The organism is Stenotrophomonas sp. STEN022 (assembly GCF_056760155.1).
The window spans coordinates 1-16,144 of sequence record NZ_JBRREG010000101.1; the positions used below are offsets into that span (position 1 = coordinate 1).

Annotated in this window: 17 protein-coding genes; all 17 read right to left on the reverse strand. The window is 64.7% G+C overall.

Annotated features, from left to right (window positions below; genetic code table 11):
• Positions 1 to 89: 89 nt before the first annotated feature.
• Positions 90 to 1,163 (reverse strand): flagellar hook-length control protein FliK, encoded by a 1,074-nt coding sequence (locus ACVOMF_RS17580; RefSeq protein ID WP_481510399.1) that lies wholly within the window; start codon positions 1,161 to 1,163, stop codon positions 90 to 92.
• Positions 1,160 to 1,612: a flagellar export protein FliJ gene (gene fliJ, locus ACVOMF_RS17585; RefSeq protein WP_481510400.1), complete on the reverse strand. Its 453-nt coding sequence runs from the start codon at positions 1,610 to 1,612 to the stop codon at positions 1,160 to 1,162. The genes ACVOMF_RS17580 and fliJ overlap by 4 nt, the downstream gene beginning before the upstream one ends.
• Positions 1,609 to 3,000 (reverse strand): FliI/YscN family ATPase, encoded by a 1,392-nt coding sequence (locus ACVOMF_RS17590; protein WP_481510401.1) that lies wholly within the window; start codon positions 2,998 to 3,000, stop codon positions 1,609 to 1,611. Before ACVOMF_RS17590 ends, fliJ begins: the two co-directional genes overlap by 4 nt.
• Positions 2,997 to 3,638: a FliH/SctL family protein gene (locus ACVOMF_RS17595; RefSeq protein WP_481510402.1), complete on the reverse strand. Its 642-nt coding sequence runs from the start codon at positions 3,636 to 3,638 to the stop codon at positions 2,997 to 2,999. Before ACVOMF_RS17595 ends, ACVOMF_RS17590 begins: the two co-directional genes overlap by 4 nt.
• Positions 3,635 to 4,621, reverse strand: a complete 987-nt coding sequence (gene fliG, locus ACVOMF_RS17600; RefSeq protein WP_481510412.1) for a flagellar motor switch protein FliG — start codon at positions 4,619 to 4,621, stop codon at positions 3,635 to 3,637. Before fliG ends, ACVOMF_RS17595 begins: the two co-directional genes overlap by 4 nt.
• A 10-nt stretch (positions 4,622 to 4,631) precedes the next feature.
• Positions 4,632 to 6,275, reverse strand: coding sequence for a flagellar basal-body MS-ring/collar protein FliF (fliF, locus tag ACVOMF_RS17605; protein WP_481510403.1), 1,644 nt, complete (start codon positions 6,273 to 6,275; stop codon positions 4,632 to 4,634).
• 12 nt (positions 6,276 to 6,287) lie between these two features.
• Complete coding sequence (fliE, locus tag ACVOMF_RS17610; protein WP_296248803.1) at positions 6,288 to 6,644, reverse strand: flagellar hook-basal body complex protein FliE; 357 nt, start codon at positions 6,642 to 6,644, stop codon at positions 6,288 to 6,290.
• A gap of 290 nt (positions 6,645 to 6,934) precedes the next feature.
• A complete protein-coding gene (locus ACVOMF_RS17615) occupies positions 6,935 to 8,422 on the reverse strand; it encodes a sigma-54 dependent transcriptional regulator (RefSeq protein ID WP_481510404.1) in 1,488 nt (495 codons plus the stop codon).
• Complete coding sequence (locus tag ACVOMF_RS17620; protein ID WP_313172108.1) at positions 8,415 to 8,795, reverse strand: response regulator; 381 nt, start codon at positions 8,793 to 8,795, stop codon at positions 8,415 to 8,417. The genes ACVOMF_RS17615 and ACVOMF_RS17620 overlap by 8 nt, the downstream gene beginning before the upstream one ends.
• A 14-nt stretch (positions 8,796 to 8,809) precedes the next feature.
• On the reverse strand, positions 8,810 to 10,219 hold the full coding sequence (rpoN, locus tag ACVOMF_RS17625) for an RNA polymerase factor sigma-54 (RefSeq protein WP_481510405.1): 1,410 nt from the start codon (positions 10,217 to 10,219) through the stop codon (positions 8,810 to 8,812).
• Between the two features lie 261 nt (positions 10,220 to 10,480).
• Positions 10,481 to 11,113: a response regulator gene (locus tag ACVOMF_RS17630; protein WP_481510413.1), complete on the reverse strand. Its 633-nt coding sequence runs from the start codon at positions 11,111 to 11,113 to the stop codon at positions 10,481 to 10,483.
• A gap of 78 nt (positions 11,114 to 11,191) precedes the next feature.
• On the reverse strand, positions 11,192 to 11,761 hold the full coding sequence (locus tag ACVOMF_RS17635) for a PilZ domain-containing protein (protein ID WP_481510406.1): 570 nt from the start codon (positions 11,759 to 11,761) through the stop codon (positions 11,192 to 11,194).
• Positions 11,758 to 12,069, reverse strand: a complete 312-nt coding sequence (locus ACVOMF_RS17640; RefSeq protein ID WP_481510407.1) for a hypothetical protein — start codon at positions 12,067 to 12,069, stop codon at positions 11,758 to 11,760. Before ACVOMF_RS17640 ends, ACVOMF_RS17635 begins: the two co-directional genes overlap by 4 nt.
• On the reverse strand, positions 12,069 to 12,491 hold the full coding sequence (gene fliS / locus ACVOMF_RS17645; protein WP_481510408.1) for a flagellar export chaperone FliS: 423 nt from the start codon (positions 12,489 to 12,491) through the stop codon (positions 12,069 to 12,071). The genes ACVOMF_RS17640 and fliS overlap by 1 nt, the downstream gene beginning before the upstream one ends.
• 114 nt (positions 12,492 to 12,605) lie before the next feature.
• Positions 12,606 to 13,970, reverse strand: coding sequence for a flagellar filament capping protein FliD (fliD, locus tag ACVOMF_RS17650; protein ID WP_481510409.1), 1,365 nt, complete (start codon positions 13,968 to 13,970; stop codon positions 12,606 to 12,608).
• 72 nt (positions 13,971 to 14,042) lie between these two features.
• Positions 14,043 to 14,210, reverse strand: coding sequence for a hypothetical protein (locus tag ACVOMF_RS17655; RefSeq protein WP_481510410.1), 168 nt, complete (start codon positions 14,208 to 14,210; stop codon positions 14,043 to 14,045).
• Between the two features lie 82 nt (positions 14,211 to 14,292).
• Entirely contained in the window at positions 14,293 to 15,774 is a 1,482-nt protein-coding gene (locus ACVOMF_RS17660; protein WP_481510411.1) for a flagellin N-terminal helical domain-containing protein, read from the reverse strand.
• Between the last annotated feature and the right edge of the window lie 370 nt (positions 15,775 to 16,144).

Consider the following 16,144-nt stretch of genomic DNA (forward strand, 5'->3'; position numbering starts at 1 on the left):
TGGTCGCGGCCCCCCCCCCCCCCCCGCCGCTGTCCGCGCCGCGTGCCCCCGCCCCCCCCCCCCCCCCCCCCCCCCACAAGAAAGTGATCTCAGGCATACGCATCCAGCAGGCCGCGCATACGCAGGTTGTGGCTGGAGGTTGCTGGGAGGTCGCTGCCTTCCAGTTGGTTGCCGGATGCCAATCCGCTACCCGTCTCGCCCTTGTCGCCCTGCTGCTGCGGCGTGGACTGCTGCCCCACGTCGGCGTGGCTCAGTTGCAAGCCTTGCTCGCCGAGCATTTCGCGCAGGCGCGGCAGACTGCTTTCCAGGGCGTGGCGGACGTCGGCGTGGGCGCTGCTGAAGCTGGCGTGGACGCGGTCGCCGTCGAGCTGCAGTTTGACGTCGATCTCGCCCATGTTTTCCGGGTTGATGCGGATGTGGGCGTGGCCGATCTTCTGCTCCGCCAGCCAACCGACGCGGGCGCCGATGGCTTCGTCAAAGTCGCCGGCATTCAGGTCCGGGGTTGGCGTGGGTGCGGTGATGCTGCTGGCCGGTGCGCTTGCACGGACTTCCTGCAAGGCCTGGCTGTGCAACAGGGACGCAAACGTGGTGGGGGCCGGGGTATCGGCATCGAGGTTCAGGTTGTTTGCATCGTCGCTCGCGGTTGCGGCGGTCAGCGGAAGGCTCAACGCTGCGCTGGCCTCGTCAGCGCTGATGGTGGCCGGCTTGGCTGAGGCAGCAGCCGGAACCGCAGGAAGGGCGGGGAGCGCCGCCGCCGGATTGGCTGGCGCGGCCTCATCCTGGTTCGCGGCTAACAGGGCCGCTGGCGCCTGCGTTGCAGGCTCCGTTGGCTGGGCAACGATCGCAGACAGCCCAAATGGCGGCCAGGGCGCATCTTCCGCCGCAGTCTGCGTGTCGGGCTTGTCGTCGTTGATGGTACTGCTGTCGGTGGCGGTGCTCTGCTCCGTAGTGGTTTCGCTGCTAGCGTCTTCGCCGCGCGCTTCGCTGGCGGGCTTGGTATCAGTGCTGCCTTGCTTGCTGGCTGCAGGCTTCTGCGTGGTTGGCTTGCTGTTGAGCATTGAGTCGAAGCCGTTGTTGCTGGACTTGTCGGTGCTGTTGTTGCGGGTGCCGCTGCTGCTGTCGATGCTGTTGGCAGCGCCGAGTGCGGAGGAAAGAACATTCACTGGCTTTCTCCCTCACCCTCGGCGCTCTTCAGGCGCGCACGGCGTGCACCGATATCATCCATCTCGCGTTGATCACGGCGATCGGCGACCTGCTTTTCCTGGGCGCGGTAGCTGGCAGCCAGCTGCTCGAGCACAGCTTTGTCGCGGCTGGCGAGCAGCAGACGGGCGCGTTCGGCGTCGACGCGTTCCTGGTTGCTGTCCACTGTCTTGCTCTGCGCTTCCACCGCATTGTCGAGGCGGTCGAGAAAGGCGCGGCGATTGAGCAGCTGTGCGGCACTGGTAGTGGCCAGCTGCGCATTGGCGTACTCATCGGCGTACTGGCGCAACTCGGAAAGTCGCGATTGATGCATGTCCAACGCTTGCTGACGCTCGGCCAGGGCTTTGGCGACTTCATCTTCGCGGTCCTGCGCGTGGCGCAGCAGCGGGTCCAGGCGACGGCTAGGGCTCATGCGGGCGTCTCACTATCTACCAGTTGGTGCAATGCACTGAGGCTGTGGCTCAGGTCGGCGGCGTTATGCACGTCCTGGCCAAGGAATTCCATGATCTCGGGCCAACGATCCAATGCCGCGTCGGTGAGCGGGTCGTTGCCGCGTTGATAGGCACCGATGGCGATCAGGTCGCGGTTGGCGGTGTAGGCAGATACCAGTTGCTTGAGTTTGCGGATGCGCGCGCGCCAGACGTCGTCGGCGATGTCCTGGACCACGCGGCTGACCGAGGACTCGACATCGATGGCCGGATACAGGCCGCTGTCGGCAACACGGCGCGACAGCAGGATGTGACCGTCGAGGATGGCGCGGGCAGCGTCGGCAATCGGGTCCTGTGGATCGTCGCCTTCGGTGAGCACGGTGTAGAAGGCGGTGATCGAGCCGCGGCCCTTGGCACCGTTGCCTGCGCGCTCGACCAGAGCTGGCAGTTTTGCGAACACCGACGGCGGGTAGCCGCGGGTGGTTGGCGGCTCGCCGACCGACAGGCCGATCTCGCGCTGGGCCTGCGCGAAGCGGGTCAGCGAGTCCATCAGCAGCAGCACGTTCAGGCCCTGGTCGCGGAACCACTCGGCGATGGCGGTGGCGCGGTAAGCGCCGTGCAGGCGGGCAAGCGGCGGTCGGTCGGCCGGGCTGGCGACGACCACGGCGCGGCGCAGGCCTTCTTCGCCCAAGGTGGATTCGACGAAATCGCGCACTTCGCGGCCACGTTCACCGATCAGGCCGACCACGATCACGTCGGCGGCGGTGAAGCGGGTCATCATGCCGAGCAGCGTCGACTTGCCGACACCAGAGCCGGCGAACAGGCCGACACGCTGGCCGCGGCCAATCGGCAGCAGCGAATTGATCGCGCGGACACCGACATCAAGTGGCTGGGTGATGGGTTCGCGTGCCAGCGGGTTGATCGAGACGCCGGCCATGCCGACCACGCCCTCGGCGCGGATCGGGCCCTTGCCGTCGAGCGGAATACCATCGGAATCGATGACGCGGCCGAGCAGGCCTTCGCCGACCTCGACGCCGCCACGGCGGTAGGACGGCACGACGCGGGCATTGGGCAGCAGGCCATGCAGTTCGGCGCTGGGCATCAGATAGGTGCGGTCGCCGGAGAAGCCGACGACTTCGGCGTCGACCCAGCCGCCATCGATGATCTCGACCTTGCAGCTGGCGCCCATCGGCGCTTCGCAGCCGACGGCTTCCAGGGTGAGGCCAACCGCGCGACGCAGGATGCCTTCACGGACCAGACCGTGGCCGCCGGCTGCGTCCAGCGATATGCCGTCGAGCCGTGCTGCCAGGCGCAGGTTGCGCGCAGCGACCCAGTCGGCGGGAGCAGGCGAGGGCGAAGTCGCTGGGTTCATTCGGTGGCTCCAGCGCGGCGTAGAACGGTGGCCAGTGCTGCGCGCAGGCGGGCGTCGAGGGTGCCATCAACGCGTACGGCTTCGGCATGCACGCGCAGATCGCCACGGCTGAGGCTGTGGTCAGGTACCAGACGCTGCCCGGCAGGCAGGGTCAGCAGATTGCTGATCGCGGCGATGTCGTCCGGGTGCAGGCGCACTTCAACGTCGCGGTTGGTGCCGCTGACGGTATCCAGCGCTTCATCGATCAGGTCCTTCAGCAGCGACGGATCGGCCTCGTAGGCGCGGCTGATCAAGGCGCCGGCGATACGTACCGACAGCTCGCCGAGTGCGCCAACCACTTCATTTTCCAGTCGCACCAGCGGGCGGCTGAAGTTGTCGAGGATGCCCTCGATCTGCGCGGTCAGGCGGCGTACTTCGGCCTGGCCCTGCGCATAACCTTCGGCATGGCCATGCTGGAAACCTTCTTCCTGTGCGGCATCGCGGATCGCCTGGATCTCTTCCAGGGTCGGCGGCTGCAGGGCGGGAGCTACCGGCTCGGCAACGATGGTTTCCAGCGACGCAAGGTCGAAATCCTCCGTCGCCGGTTGGCCGGCCGGTGCGTTCAGATCCGGGGCATGCCAGCGCACGGCGTTGATCACAGCATCGCCTCCGCAGCGCCGCCGAGGGTGATGGTGCCTTCATCGCCCATGCGTTTGACGATGGCGAGGATCTCACGCTGCGCGCCTTCAACGTCGGACAGGCGGACCGGACCGCGGGCCTCCATGTCTTCGAGCAGGATCTCGGCAGCACGCTGCGACATGTTGCGGGTGATCTTGTCGCGCACCTTGATGTCGGCGCCGCGCAGGGCGAGGCCCAGACGCTCGCCGCTGACTTCGCGCAGCACCAACTGCATTTCGCGATCGTCCAGGTCCACCAGGTCGTCGAACACGAACATCAGGTCCTGGATGCGGCTGCCCAACGGCGAATCGATGCGGGCGATCTCGGTGAGGATGACCTGGTCCTGGCCGCCGTCCATGAAGTTGAGGATGTTGGCGGCACACTGCACGCCACCGATGTTCGACGACTTCAGGTTCTGGTTGCCGGCGAACTGGCGTTCCATGATTTCGTTCAGTTCGTTCAGTGCATTTGGCGGAATACCGTCGAGGGTGGCGATGCGCAGCAGCACGTCGACGCGGGTGCGCTCGGGCAGCAGCTTCAACGCTTCGGCGGCCTGGTCGGTTTCCAGGTGGGCCATGACAATGGCGATGATCTGCGGGTGCTCGTTGCGGACCAGATCGGCGACGGCGCGCGGGTCCATCCACTTCAGCGCATCCAGACCGGTGGTGTTGCGGCCGAGCAGGATGCGGTCGATCAGGTTGCTGGCTTTCTCATTGCCCAGTGCCTGCACCAGCATGTTGCGGATATAGTCGTCGGAGCCGACGCTCAGCGAGGTCTTGTTGCCCAGCTCGGCGCCAAAGTCGTCCATCACCTTCTGCACCTGCTCGCGGGTGACGTCGGTGAGGGTGGCCATGGCGATGCCGATCTTCTGCACTTCCTTTGGTTCCATGTGACGCAGCACTTCGGCCGCGTCGGTCTCGCCGAGCGACAGCAGCAGTACGGCGGCACGTTGCACGCCGGTCATCGGCATTGCATCAGTCATTTGACACCCATCCCTTCACTACCTGGGCAACCCGCTTGGAGTCGGTCTTCACTGCTTCACGGGCCATGCGCAGGCGTTCTTCGTATGCGTCCACCGGCAAGGCCAGGGTGGGAGTTCCGTCCAGATGCAGACGGTCTGCAGCCAGGGCCGGCATTTCGGTGCCATCGTCCAGCACCTGCACGTCGGCGCGCAGTGGATCTTCCGCACCCGGCAAGGCCTTGGGCGTGCCGGTGATCTGACGCAGGGCCGGGCGCAGCACGCCGAACAGCAGCGCCAGCACCACGATGGCGCCAAGGACCAGACGCAGTGCATCGCGTACCTGCGGGTTCTCCCACCACTTCGGTGCTTCCACCGGTACCGATTCGCGTACGAACGGTGCGTTCATCACCGACACGGTGTCGCCACGCTCGGCATTGAAGCCGACGGCCTGCTTGACCAGTGCTTCGACGCGGGTCAGTTCAGCGGCAGTGAGCGGCTGGTCGGTCTGTTTGCCGTTTGCGCCGGCGCGCGGTACGTGGTCGACCAGAACCGCAACAGAGACGCGGTTGACCCGGCCCGGCGGCTGGCGGGTGTGCTGCAGGGTGCGATCCAGCTCGTAGTTGCGGGTGGCGTTCTTGGAGGTTTCGGTGGGCGTGGCAGCGGTCGTCGGCGGTGCAGCCGCAACGCCCGGCGGGGTGTTGCTGGTTGCGCCGGGAATACCCTGCGGACCTGCGGTGGCGCTGCTGTTCTCGCTGATCTGCTCGCTGCGCACCTTCTGCGGCTCACCGTTGAACAGCTCGCGGGCTTCCTCGGTGACCGAGAAATCCATGTCGACGCTGACTTCCGGGTTCACCCGCCCGGCACCGGTCATCGGTTCCAGCAATTCGCGGATGCGCTGGTTGTAGGAGCCTTCCAGGCGCCGGACCTGATCGAACTGGGCGGCGTTGAGCGCGGCTTCGCTGTTGGGGTCGGCGATGGTGAGCATGCGCCCGCTCTGGTCGACCACGGTCACGCGCTCGGGTGCAAGATCAGGAATGCTGGAAGCGACCATGTGCACGATGGCATCCACCTGGTTGCGTTCCAGCTGTTGGCCACCGCGCAGTTCCAGCACCACCGAAGCACTGGCGACATCGCGCTGGCGGGTGAAGGCGCTGGGCTTGGGAATGGCCAGGTGCACGCGTGCGTCGCGAACCGGACGCAGGCTGCTGATGGTACGGACCAGCTCGGTTTCAAGCGCGTGCTGGTAGCGCGCGGTTTCGACGAACTGGCTGACGCCGAAGCCCGGATCGCGCTCCATCATTTCAAAGCCGAGGCGACCGCTTTCGGTCAGGCCGGAGCCGGCCAGCTTGAGGCGGGCGTCATGCACGTTCTTTTCCGGCACGCTGATCGCGCCGGTGGCGGCATCAAGCTCGAAGGGAATCTGCGCCGAGCGCAGCAGATCGGTGGCCTCGGCTGTCGCCTTCTGGTCCAGCCCGGTGTACAGCGGCATCATCTGCGGCTTCTGCGCCCAGAAGAACACGAACAAGCCGGCCGCAACCGCAACCGCGATCATTGCCATCAAGCCCAGGCGACGGGTGATCTGCATGCTCTGCAGACGGTCGAACCAGGCGCCAGCCCGTTCCGGATTCAGTGATTCTCTGGACAGCGCGAGTGCCATGCGTGCGGATCCTTACAGCGGCATGTTCATCACGTCCTGGTAAGCCTGGACGAGACGGTTACGGACTTCCACGGTGGCGCGGAACGCCAGCGAGGACTGTTGGGAGGCGACCATGACCTTGGCCAGATCGGCATTGGCATCGCCACGCTCGAATGCGGCAGCCAGCTGCCCGGACTTCTGCTGGGCTTCGTTGACGCCCTGGATGGCACCCTGCAAGGCCTGGCTGAACGAAGGCGCGGCAACGGCATTGCCTTCGGCCAGCCCCTGGATCGCATTGCTGCGCGGTACATCACCGAGGGGCGCGGCTTGCCCGACCTGGTTCTGCAGCGTGCGGATCTGGGAGAGAACAGAGGTGATGGAGTGGGACATCGTGCGGGGTTCCGGGCAACGTGTGGGGGAGCTGCTGGGACAGCTGCAAGTTGCGTGCCGGAACCGTGAAGGCCTTGATGTTTGTGAATGCGCCGGATTTCTGTCGCGACCGTGATACCAGCGGCGACGGATCGCCAAAGGTGAGGTGGCCCAAACGAAGACGGCCCCCGGCGAAACCGCGGCCCTGGTGGGTGGTGCGGGACCCGCGCGCGCGGAGCGCACCAGGGGCAGATCGATGTTTTCCGAGTCCCGGCCAAACCTCCCGGGCTTGTTGCGCTCGCCGACCTACGTCAGCTACTGGCTTCGGCCGAGTCGCGCTCGATACCGTATTTGCGCAGCTTTTCCACGAGCGTGGTTCGGCGCAGGCCGAGCAGCTGGGCGGCATGCGCAACCACGCCCTGGGTGCGCTCCAGTGCTTCGTTGATCAGGGTGAGCTCGATGCTGGCCATGTGGTCGCGCAGGTCCATGCCTTCGCTGGGCAGCTGGCTACCGCTCTCCGGCGCGGTGATCTTGCTGATCAAGCCGCTGGGCTGGCCGGCAGGCTGTGCCGGCGCTGTGGGCGCCTTTGCCAGCAACATCGGTCGTTCGTCGTCGCTGCTCGCTGCGGGGGCAAGGTTTGCCTGGTCACCGCGGTAGCGACTGGGCAGATCCTGCACGCGCACGGTGCCGCCGGGATGCAACACGGCCAAGCGTTCGACCAGATTGGTCAGCTCGCGCACATTGCCAGGCCATGCATAGCTTGCGAGCGCCTGCAGTGCTTCCGGAGCAAAGCGGACTTCGCCGCGGCCGGTGCGCGCGAGCTGGGTGGCGATGGTTTCCACCAGCACCGGAAGATCGCTGGCGCGCTCACGCAGTGCTGGTACGTCGATCGGGAACACGTTGAGGCGATAGAACAGATCCTCGCGGAACTTGCCATCGGCGATGCGCGATTCCAGGTCGCGGTGGGTAGCGGCGATAACCCGCACATTGCAGCGGATGGTCTGGTTGCCGCCAACGCGCTCGAAGCTGCGCTCCTGCAGTACGCGCAGCAGCTTTACCTGCATCGGCAGACTCATGTCGCCGATTTCGTCCAGCAGCAGGGTGCCACCTTCAGCCATCTCAAAGCGGCCCTTGCGTGCACTCAGTGCACCGGTGAAGGCGCCTTTTTCGTGGCCGAACAGTTCGCTTTCCAGCAGATCCGGCGGAATCGCGCCGCAGTTGATGGCGATGAATGGACCGTCGCGGCGCGGCGAGCGCTGATGGATGGCGCGCGAGACTACCTCCTTGCCGGTGCCGGACTCGCCGAGCACCAGTACGGTGGTATCGAAATTGGAGACCTGCTCGATCAGCTGGCGCAGCTCAGTGACGGCCGGGCTGTGCCCGGTCGGGCCGCTGTCGCCGGCGTTGTCTGCCTGGTGTTCGGCGTCCAGTCGCTTGAGGCTGGCGCGGCGCAGCAGCGTTTCCATCTGCGCGTGGCGCATCGGCTGCTCCAGCGGCCAGACATTGGCTTCGTGCAGGCCATAGTGGCGCGAGAACGCCAGCGGATCGCCTTCGGCAAGCAGGATCGGCGGTGGCAGCGAAGTGCCGACCAGCCAGGTAAAGAACCCGGCGGCGCGGTCGGCATCTTCAAGCGCGCCGACCACCACCGCCATCCAGTCATTGCTGCGGTGACGGCTGACGTCGATGTCCTGCGCTTCGCTGACCCAGCGCGGGTTGAAGTCCATGAACTCGAGCAGGGCCAAGGTGCGCTCGGCGCGCATGCCATCGGCGTCGATCACCAGAATGCGTGATTCACTCATCTTCTTGTACCTTGAGTCCTTCCAGGATCGGCATCACTTCCTGGATATAGGACAGCTTGCTGACAAAATTATCGGCGCCGGCGCGCAGTGCATGTTCGCGGTGCTCGGCATCATCGAAGTGACTGGCGATCACGATGTACGGCGGCTGGTCCTGGGTCTTGATCAGGCGCGTGGCCTGCAGGCCGCCCATTTCCGGCATGGCCAGATCCATCAGCACCACCTGCGGGCGCAGCGTTTCGGAGCGCTCGATCGCTTCGAGCCCGTTGGCGGCGCTGCCGACTACTTCCAGCCAGTCGATCTTGCGGAAATGGCGCATGGCGGCGTTGATGAAACCTTCATGGTCATCGACCAGCACTACGGTGAGCTTGTTCATGGGAATCCTTGGTCTCAGCCCACACGGGCCAGCTGGGGCTTGCTGCTCTGGCGGCGACGTTCGCGGGCCGGGGCGATATCAAGCTGTTCGCGGTATTTTGCGACGGTCCGGCGTGCAATGTTCACTCCCTGGCGCGACAACAGGCCGGCAATGGCCTCATCGGCCAGCGGACGGGCCACCGGTTCGGCATCGATCAGGCGCTTGACCATGGCCTTGACCGCCTGGCCGGAGACGCTGGCGCCTTCCAGGCGCACGGCGAAGAAGTGTTTCAGTTCAAACGTGCCGCGCGGGGTCTGCAGGTATTTGCCGGAGGTGATCCGCGAAACGGTGGACTCGTGCATGCCGATCAGCTCGGCCACTTCCTTCAGGGTCAACGGCGCCATGCACTCGTCACCACTGACCAGGAAGGCAGCCTGACGCTCGACGATGACCCGTGCGGTGCGTAGCAGGGTGTCGTAGCGCATCGACAGGCCGCGGGTCAGCCAGCGCGCTTCCTGCAGCATGTCGCGCAGGGGCTGCGCCGCTTCGCCGCTGCTGTCGGCGACAACCCGCTCGTAACTGCTGTTGATGGCCAGGCGCGGCGTTGTTGCCGGATTCAGCGCAACCCGCCATTGGCCGTCGGCGTGCCAGGCGACCACGTCCGGAATCACGCTCAATTCCTGCTGCGGCAGCAGGGTTTCGCCCGGACGCGGCTGCAGGGACAGAACCAGGCGGAAGGCTTCCTGCACGTCCTCGAGCTCGGCATCCAGGGCGCGCGCCAGGGCCGGGTAGTCGTGGTTGGCCAGCAACTGCATATCGGCGTCGAGCAGGCGGCGCGCCAGATTGCGGGCCGGAACCTGGCCGGGTAGGGCAGTGAGCTGGGCGAGCAGACATTCGCGCAGGTCGACGGCGGCCATGCCGGCCGGTTCGCCGTGCAGCAGTCGCTGGCGCAGGGCTTCGATATCGGCGCTGCTGCGGTCCAGGCGAGCGCTGGCCAGCTGGGTCAACTGGGCCAGCGGGGCCAGCAGGTAGCCGGCTTCATCGCAATGGTCCAGCCAGAAGCTGACCACGGCCAGATCAGCATCGTCCAACTCGTAAGCAAGGGCGTTGAGAATGCGCAGCTGCGGATCGGTGGACTCACCGGCCGCTACGCGCGCCATGCGATCTTCGTCGTCGGCGTTCCAACTGGCGCCGGGTACGTCCCACAGATTGCTTTCGGGCAGTTCATCGAACGCTGCGGTTTCAGTCTGCGCAACATCGGTGTCGGTCGATGCCGCTGCGTCCTCTGCCTGCTCCTGCAGTTCCAGCAAGGGGTTGCTCTCCAGCGCCTGGCGGACCTCCAGCTCCAGTTGCATGCCATTGAGCTGCAGCAAGCGGATCGATTGCAGCAAGGCGGGCGTGAGATGAAGTTGCTGGCCCAGCTGGGCAGAGAGTGTGGCTTTCATGCGTTTCCCCGTTGCGGCCAGTAGATGGCTGCGTTGTGGAACGCATCTTGCGTGCTTCATGTCGGGGCGGTAATAGGTGCTGGCCCTATAGCTGTCAAAGCCCGCCCTACATGCTGTAGGTCATTCCCCTACGTGGCGTCGAATAATTGGCGCATTGAATTTGCACTATTTCTGCAAACCATTGATTTGTATCGCTTGAGCCGTGTTGGTGACGGCTTTCCGATTTCGTGACACAGCTTCGCTTTTACTGGCTTGCCGGCGTCAAGAAAGGTCGTTTACGTGGCGCAGCGCCAGCAGAAGCAGGTCGTTGGCGCGGCGGCAGCCCAGCGATTCCATCATTCGTGCGCGATGGGTCTCAACCGTCTTGATGCTGATGCCAAGGTCGGCGGCGATTTCCTTGGTGGTCTGGCCGGTACCCAGGCGTCGCAGGATCTGCTTCTGTCGTGGCGACAGCGCGCCAATGCCGGTTGCGCGTTCCTTGCCGATCAGCGGCGCCAGCATCTTCGCGGAAATCTGCGGACTCAGGAAAACCTGGCCGGCATGGGCAGCGCGCAGTGCCAGCTCCAGCTCGGCCGGAGCCGCATCCTTGACCAGAAAGCCGACGGCACCGCGATCCAGTGCGTCACGTACATGTGCAGCGTCATCGTGCATCGACATCATCACCGCGCGGGCATGCGGCAGCCGCTGGCGGATATCGGTCAAGGCTTCGAGCCCGGAACGGCCGGGCAAAGACAGGTCGAGCAGGATCAGGTCCGGTACATGAAACAGCGCCATTTCCAATGCCTGTTCGGCATTGCTGGCTTCGGCCACCACCTGGATACCGTCAAATGTCTGCAGCAGCCGGGTGAGCCCAGCACGAACCAAGGTGTGGTCGTCGACAATAAGAACGCGCACAGGAGACCGGGTCATAACGGAAGGCTGCACCTTAGCGGAGCAGCGAGGCGGGCGCCAGACCACAAAGTGGGAATAGGCTCACCGGTTGCGGCGACTGTCGGCAATCTGCTTGCGATGCAGTCGGAACAAATGGCGTTCAACGGCTGCCAGCAACGCATCATTCTGCGTGTCCAGACGCAGCCACAGCTGCGCCCCCTGTGCTGTATCGGCTTCAGCCAGGACCACGACGGGAAGTTCGATCGCGTCGGGCAGCCATTCGGCCGGTTGCAGGCTGACGACGCCGCCGGTGCCGGCCACGAAGCCGCCCAGCTGCTCGCGCTGCAGGCGCAGACCATGCCGCGACCAGCGTAGCGGGGTGGCCGACGCAGACGGCGCCTCGCGCTGCAGCAGGCGACCCAGCAGCACCAGGGTCAGGTCCAGGCGTGCTTCCAGCCGCTGCAGCTGCAGGCTGTTGTCGTTGCGTTCGTCGCTGTCGTCCACATTGCGGGCGTCCTCGACCAGGGCGATGCTGCGCAGGAGCATCTCGGCGCTGCCCGGGCGCTTTACCTTGGCACCGGCCTCGAACAACGCTGGCAGTGACAGCTCGCAACTGAGGGTGTCGTCAAACAGTTCGGTTTCTGCAGGGTGGGCGATGCCGGTGGGATTCATGCCAGGGTTCCCGCCTGCTGATAGGCACTGGCGGCGCGGGTGGATTGACGCTCGGCGCGTAGGTGCGTGGCGGCTTGATCACGCAGCTCCCGCATCCGTTCGGTCACTGTGTGCTGTTGGTCCAGCAATGCCTGCAGGGCATCGGCGCTCACGGCTGTGCCATTGTCCTGGATGTAGCTGCGCAGACGTTGGTCGTGGTTGGCGACAATCTGTTCGGCACCCTCATGATCTTCCGCCTCGATGGCGTTCTTCAGGGCATCGAGATCGGCGTGCAGAGCCTCAAGCATCTCGTTGGCGATGTTGGTCATCAGCGCGCGCCGCTTGCGGTTGGCACGCTGCGCTGCTCGGACGGGATGGCGTTCCAGGCAGATTCGATCTCGCTGAGCAGGGAGAGCGATTCCTGCAGAGCGGCAACGTCGTTGTTGAGGTTTGCTTCGGTCAAGCGTTGCACGATGTAGTCATAGAGTGCGGAAAGATTGCCCGCAACTTCGCCGCCAGCGACATGATCGAGCGAGCCGTTGAGCTGGCCAACGATGGCGCAGGCTTCGCCGATTGCCTTGCCCTTCAATGCCTGATCGCCTTTGGCAAGGAAGGCCTCGGCGCGCCGCATGCGCTCGCTGGCGCCTTCCAGAAGGAGGGAGACCAGCTTGTGGGGGTCGGCATCCACTACCCGGGTTGAAACGCCGATCTGGCGGTATTGCTCGGCGAAATTGCGGCTGGGACCGTACATGTACTCAATCTCCTGGTATTCGTGCAGTGATGGCAACGACTGCCGATACATCATTTGTGTGGCGTGATCTGCTATCGGCCATCAATGCGTGTGGCTTGAGCCCGTCCTGGGCTATCAGCCGGACATCGCCGAAAGCTGCTGCGAGAGGTAGCTGCTGGTGCCCTGCATCTGTGACACCAGCTTGTCCATCGCCGTGAATTGGGCGGTGTAGCGCGCGGATACCTTTTCCATGCGGGCGTCGAGATCATCGAGCTGCTTGCCGAGCTTCTTGATTTCCTTGTTGAGCGCATCGGTACGCTGCACCAAGGTGCCGGTGCCGCTGTCCAGGTTGCTCTTGAGAATGCTGTTCATGCCTTCATACAGCTTGCCGCTTTTGCCTACCAGAGCCTCGGCGGCGGCGGGATTCTTGGCCATCGCCTTGTCGAAGACACTGGCATCCAATGACAGGGTGCCATCCTTGGTGATGGTCAGCCCCAGTTCCTTGAGGTCGATGACGTTTGCGCTGAGCTGGCCGCGCAGCTGTTGCTGCAGGCCGCGCACCATCGAGTCGCCCGTCAGTACCGATGCCTGATCCTTCTCGGCGTCATAGGCGCTGGAGCTCTTGAGCAGGCTGGTCGAGGCGTTGTAGGCGGCAACGAAGGCCTGTACCGCCGATTTCAGCTGTTCATTGTTCTGGGTGATGGTCAACGGGGTGGTGGTGCCAGCCTCGGCCTTGGTCAGGTCCAGCGTCACCCCGGCGATGATGTCGCTGATGCTGTTGCTGCTGGATTCACGGTCAAACCCGTCCACGCGTACGTGTGCGTTGGTGGCAGCACTGATCTGTGACATGCCACCGCTGCTGCCGTCCCAGGCCAGCGCGGAAAGGCCGCCATTGCCACCGCTGGCAGTGACCGTCAACTTACCGTCGGTACCGGCATTGACTGCGTTGAGTACCAGATGCTGGCCATCGTTGGCGGTGATGACGGTGGCATTGACGCCTTTGCCTCCGGCTGCGCTATTGATGGCGGCGGCGATGCTGGTCAGGTTGCTGCCCGGAGCGATATCGACCGAGATGGAATCCTTCTCGCCCCAAGCGATCGACAGCTTGCCGTCGCCCACCACGGCTTCGGCGTCAAACGCGCCGGAGCTGAGCTTCTGCGGCTGCGCCAGGCTGAGCACTTCGATGTTGTACGTACCCGCGGCGGCCAAGGTCTTGCCGGTAGAGGGGTCGGTGACGATGGTCGCGGAGAAGCCGCTTTTCTCCGGTACGGAGGTTTTATAGGCGCGCAGATCGGCAGCTTTTCCCATCGCGTCCATCGCCGTCTGGAGGCTGCTCAGCGAGCTCTTGATGTTGCCCAGCGCGGAGAGTTTGGCAGTGGCCGTGGTTCCCTGGTTGTTGATGCGGTTGGCAGCAGGCGCGCGCTCAGCTGCAACCAACTGCTTGACGATGGTGGGAATGTCCAAGCCGGAGCCAATGGTGGACAGGGAAGACGTAGCCATGGAAGTTCCTCTTTCAGCGAGGGGGTGAAGCTGCAACCGCCACCCCGGATATCGGCACGCGGCGGCATAGCTTTAGCCGCGTGGCTCCGCAGTCATCTGCAAGCGGCGTGCCAGTGCCTGCGGGCGCGCACAGCGCAGTTCACGGCGTGTGAGAGGTGGACCCTTGGCGGCGCTGAATGGTGTTGCCAAGGCGTCGGCTTCGACGCCGTGATCCAGGCGCTGGCATTGCAGTGCTTCCATAACGCACAAGCCCCGCCATTGCTGGCGGGGCTTGTGCCACGCCAGCGTTATCACGCCGACGTGGAGGGTGTTGCTTGCTGGATCAGCGCAGCAGGCTCAGCACGTTCTGGCTGGTCTGGTTGGCCTGGGCCAGCATGGCGGTACCGGCCTGCTGCAGGATCTGCGTGCGGGTCAGTTCTGCCGTTTCCTTGGCATAGTCGGTGTCACGAATACGGCTGCGGGCCGAAGACATGTTTTCCGACGAGGTGTTCAGGTTGGCCACCACCGAGGTGAAGCGGTTCTGCACGGCACCCAGATCGGCGCGAGCGGAGTTGATGGTGCTCAGGGCTGCGTCCATCGCGTTCAGTGCGTTGTCGGCACCGGCGGTGGTGGAGATGTCCAGGTCAGCGAAGCCGGTTGCCGAAGCGCCTGCGGCCCAGTTGGTGGTGGTTGCAGCGGTCAGGCCGGTCTGCGCGGTCAGAGTGGTGCCGCCGCCGCCAACAGTGAACTGGCCCGAGGCCGAGGCCAGCTGCAGCTTGCCAGCGCTGTCCAGCGACGCGGAAACGCCGGTGTTGTAGCTCTGGTTGTTGATGGCCTTGACCAGGTCGGTGGCACGCTGGGCGCCGCTGCCGGCTGCGCCGTAGCTGATGGTGGCGGTGCCCTTGCTGCCGGTCAGGGTGAAGTTGCCGGCGGTGAAGCTGGCCGGGGTGCCGCCGGTTTCGGTCTGTGCTGCTGCGGTGACTGCAGTGACACCGTTCGAGAAGTTGCCGACGACCAATGCCGAGCTGCCGGCGTTGCTCAGGGTCACGTTGGTGGCGCCGCCGGTAGCAGTGCCCGGGGCCTGGGCATTGATGGCCGCTGCGACATCAGTGGCCAGCTGGGTGGCCGTACGGGTGGTGCCGGCGGCGACGTTGACCTGGGTGCCATTGACGTCGAAAGTGAACGCTAGATCACGGTTTACGACAGTGCTCAGATCCAGAGTGCCGGTGCCCGGGGTCGGGGTGCCTGCGACATAGCCACCGGTAGCGGCGACGCCCGACGCGGTGGCGGCGGTGTCGACCTTGTTCCAGTTGCCCAGATCCTTGATGTTGGCGTTGGCGATCTGGGCGATGTCGATGGTCTGGCCCTGGTCGGCGCCGATCTGGAACGACTGTGCCTGGAAGCTGCCGTCCAGCAGGGTGGTGCCGTTGAAGTTGGTCTGCTCGGCGACGCGCTGGATTTCTGCCTTCAGCAGCTGCACTTCGGCGTTCAGGGCTTCACGGTCGGAAGGCGAGTTGGTGGCGTTGCGCGACTGCACCGACAGCTCACGGATACGCTGCAGGTTGTTGCCGATCTCGGTCAACGCGCCTTCGGCGGTCTGCGCCATCGAGATGCCGTCGTTGGCGTTGCGTGCGGCCTGGTCCATGCCGCGGATCTGGGTGCTGAAACGCTCGGAGATCGCCAGACCGGCGGCGTCGTCCTTGGCGCTGTTGATGCGCAGGCCCGAGGACAGGCGCTGGATCGAGGTGGCCAGGCTGGAGCCGCTGGTGCCCAGGTTACGCTGAGCATTGAGCGACATGATGTTGGTGTTGATGACTTGTGCCATGATTCGAGCTTCCTATGTGGCGTTGGGTCCGGCACATCACCTGGCCGGTACTGGGTGCAGTGGGCGGGGGTAGGAGCCTTAGCACCGCTGCTGATACCAATAACGGCAGCTTTTCCGGCAGCTTTAGTGCCTTGCTGCAAGTGATTCCAAAACCACAAAACGCACAAGCCCCGGTTTCCCGGGGCTTGTGCGTTTTGGGCGTTGAATGGATGCCGAACCATGCTCGGCAGCGTCAGCACGCATCTAGTGCCCCGACCAATGGCCCGACTGGGTTTCGCGGGGAGCAACAGCCACGGCATGCTACGGCGCAAATGTTTAACCATTGACTGGACGTGGGAGGCGCATCCGATGGCGTTTGGTAATAAATAAA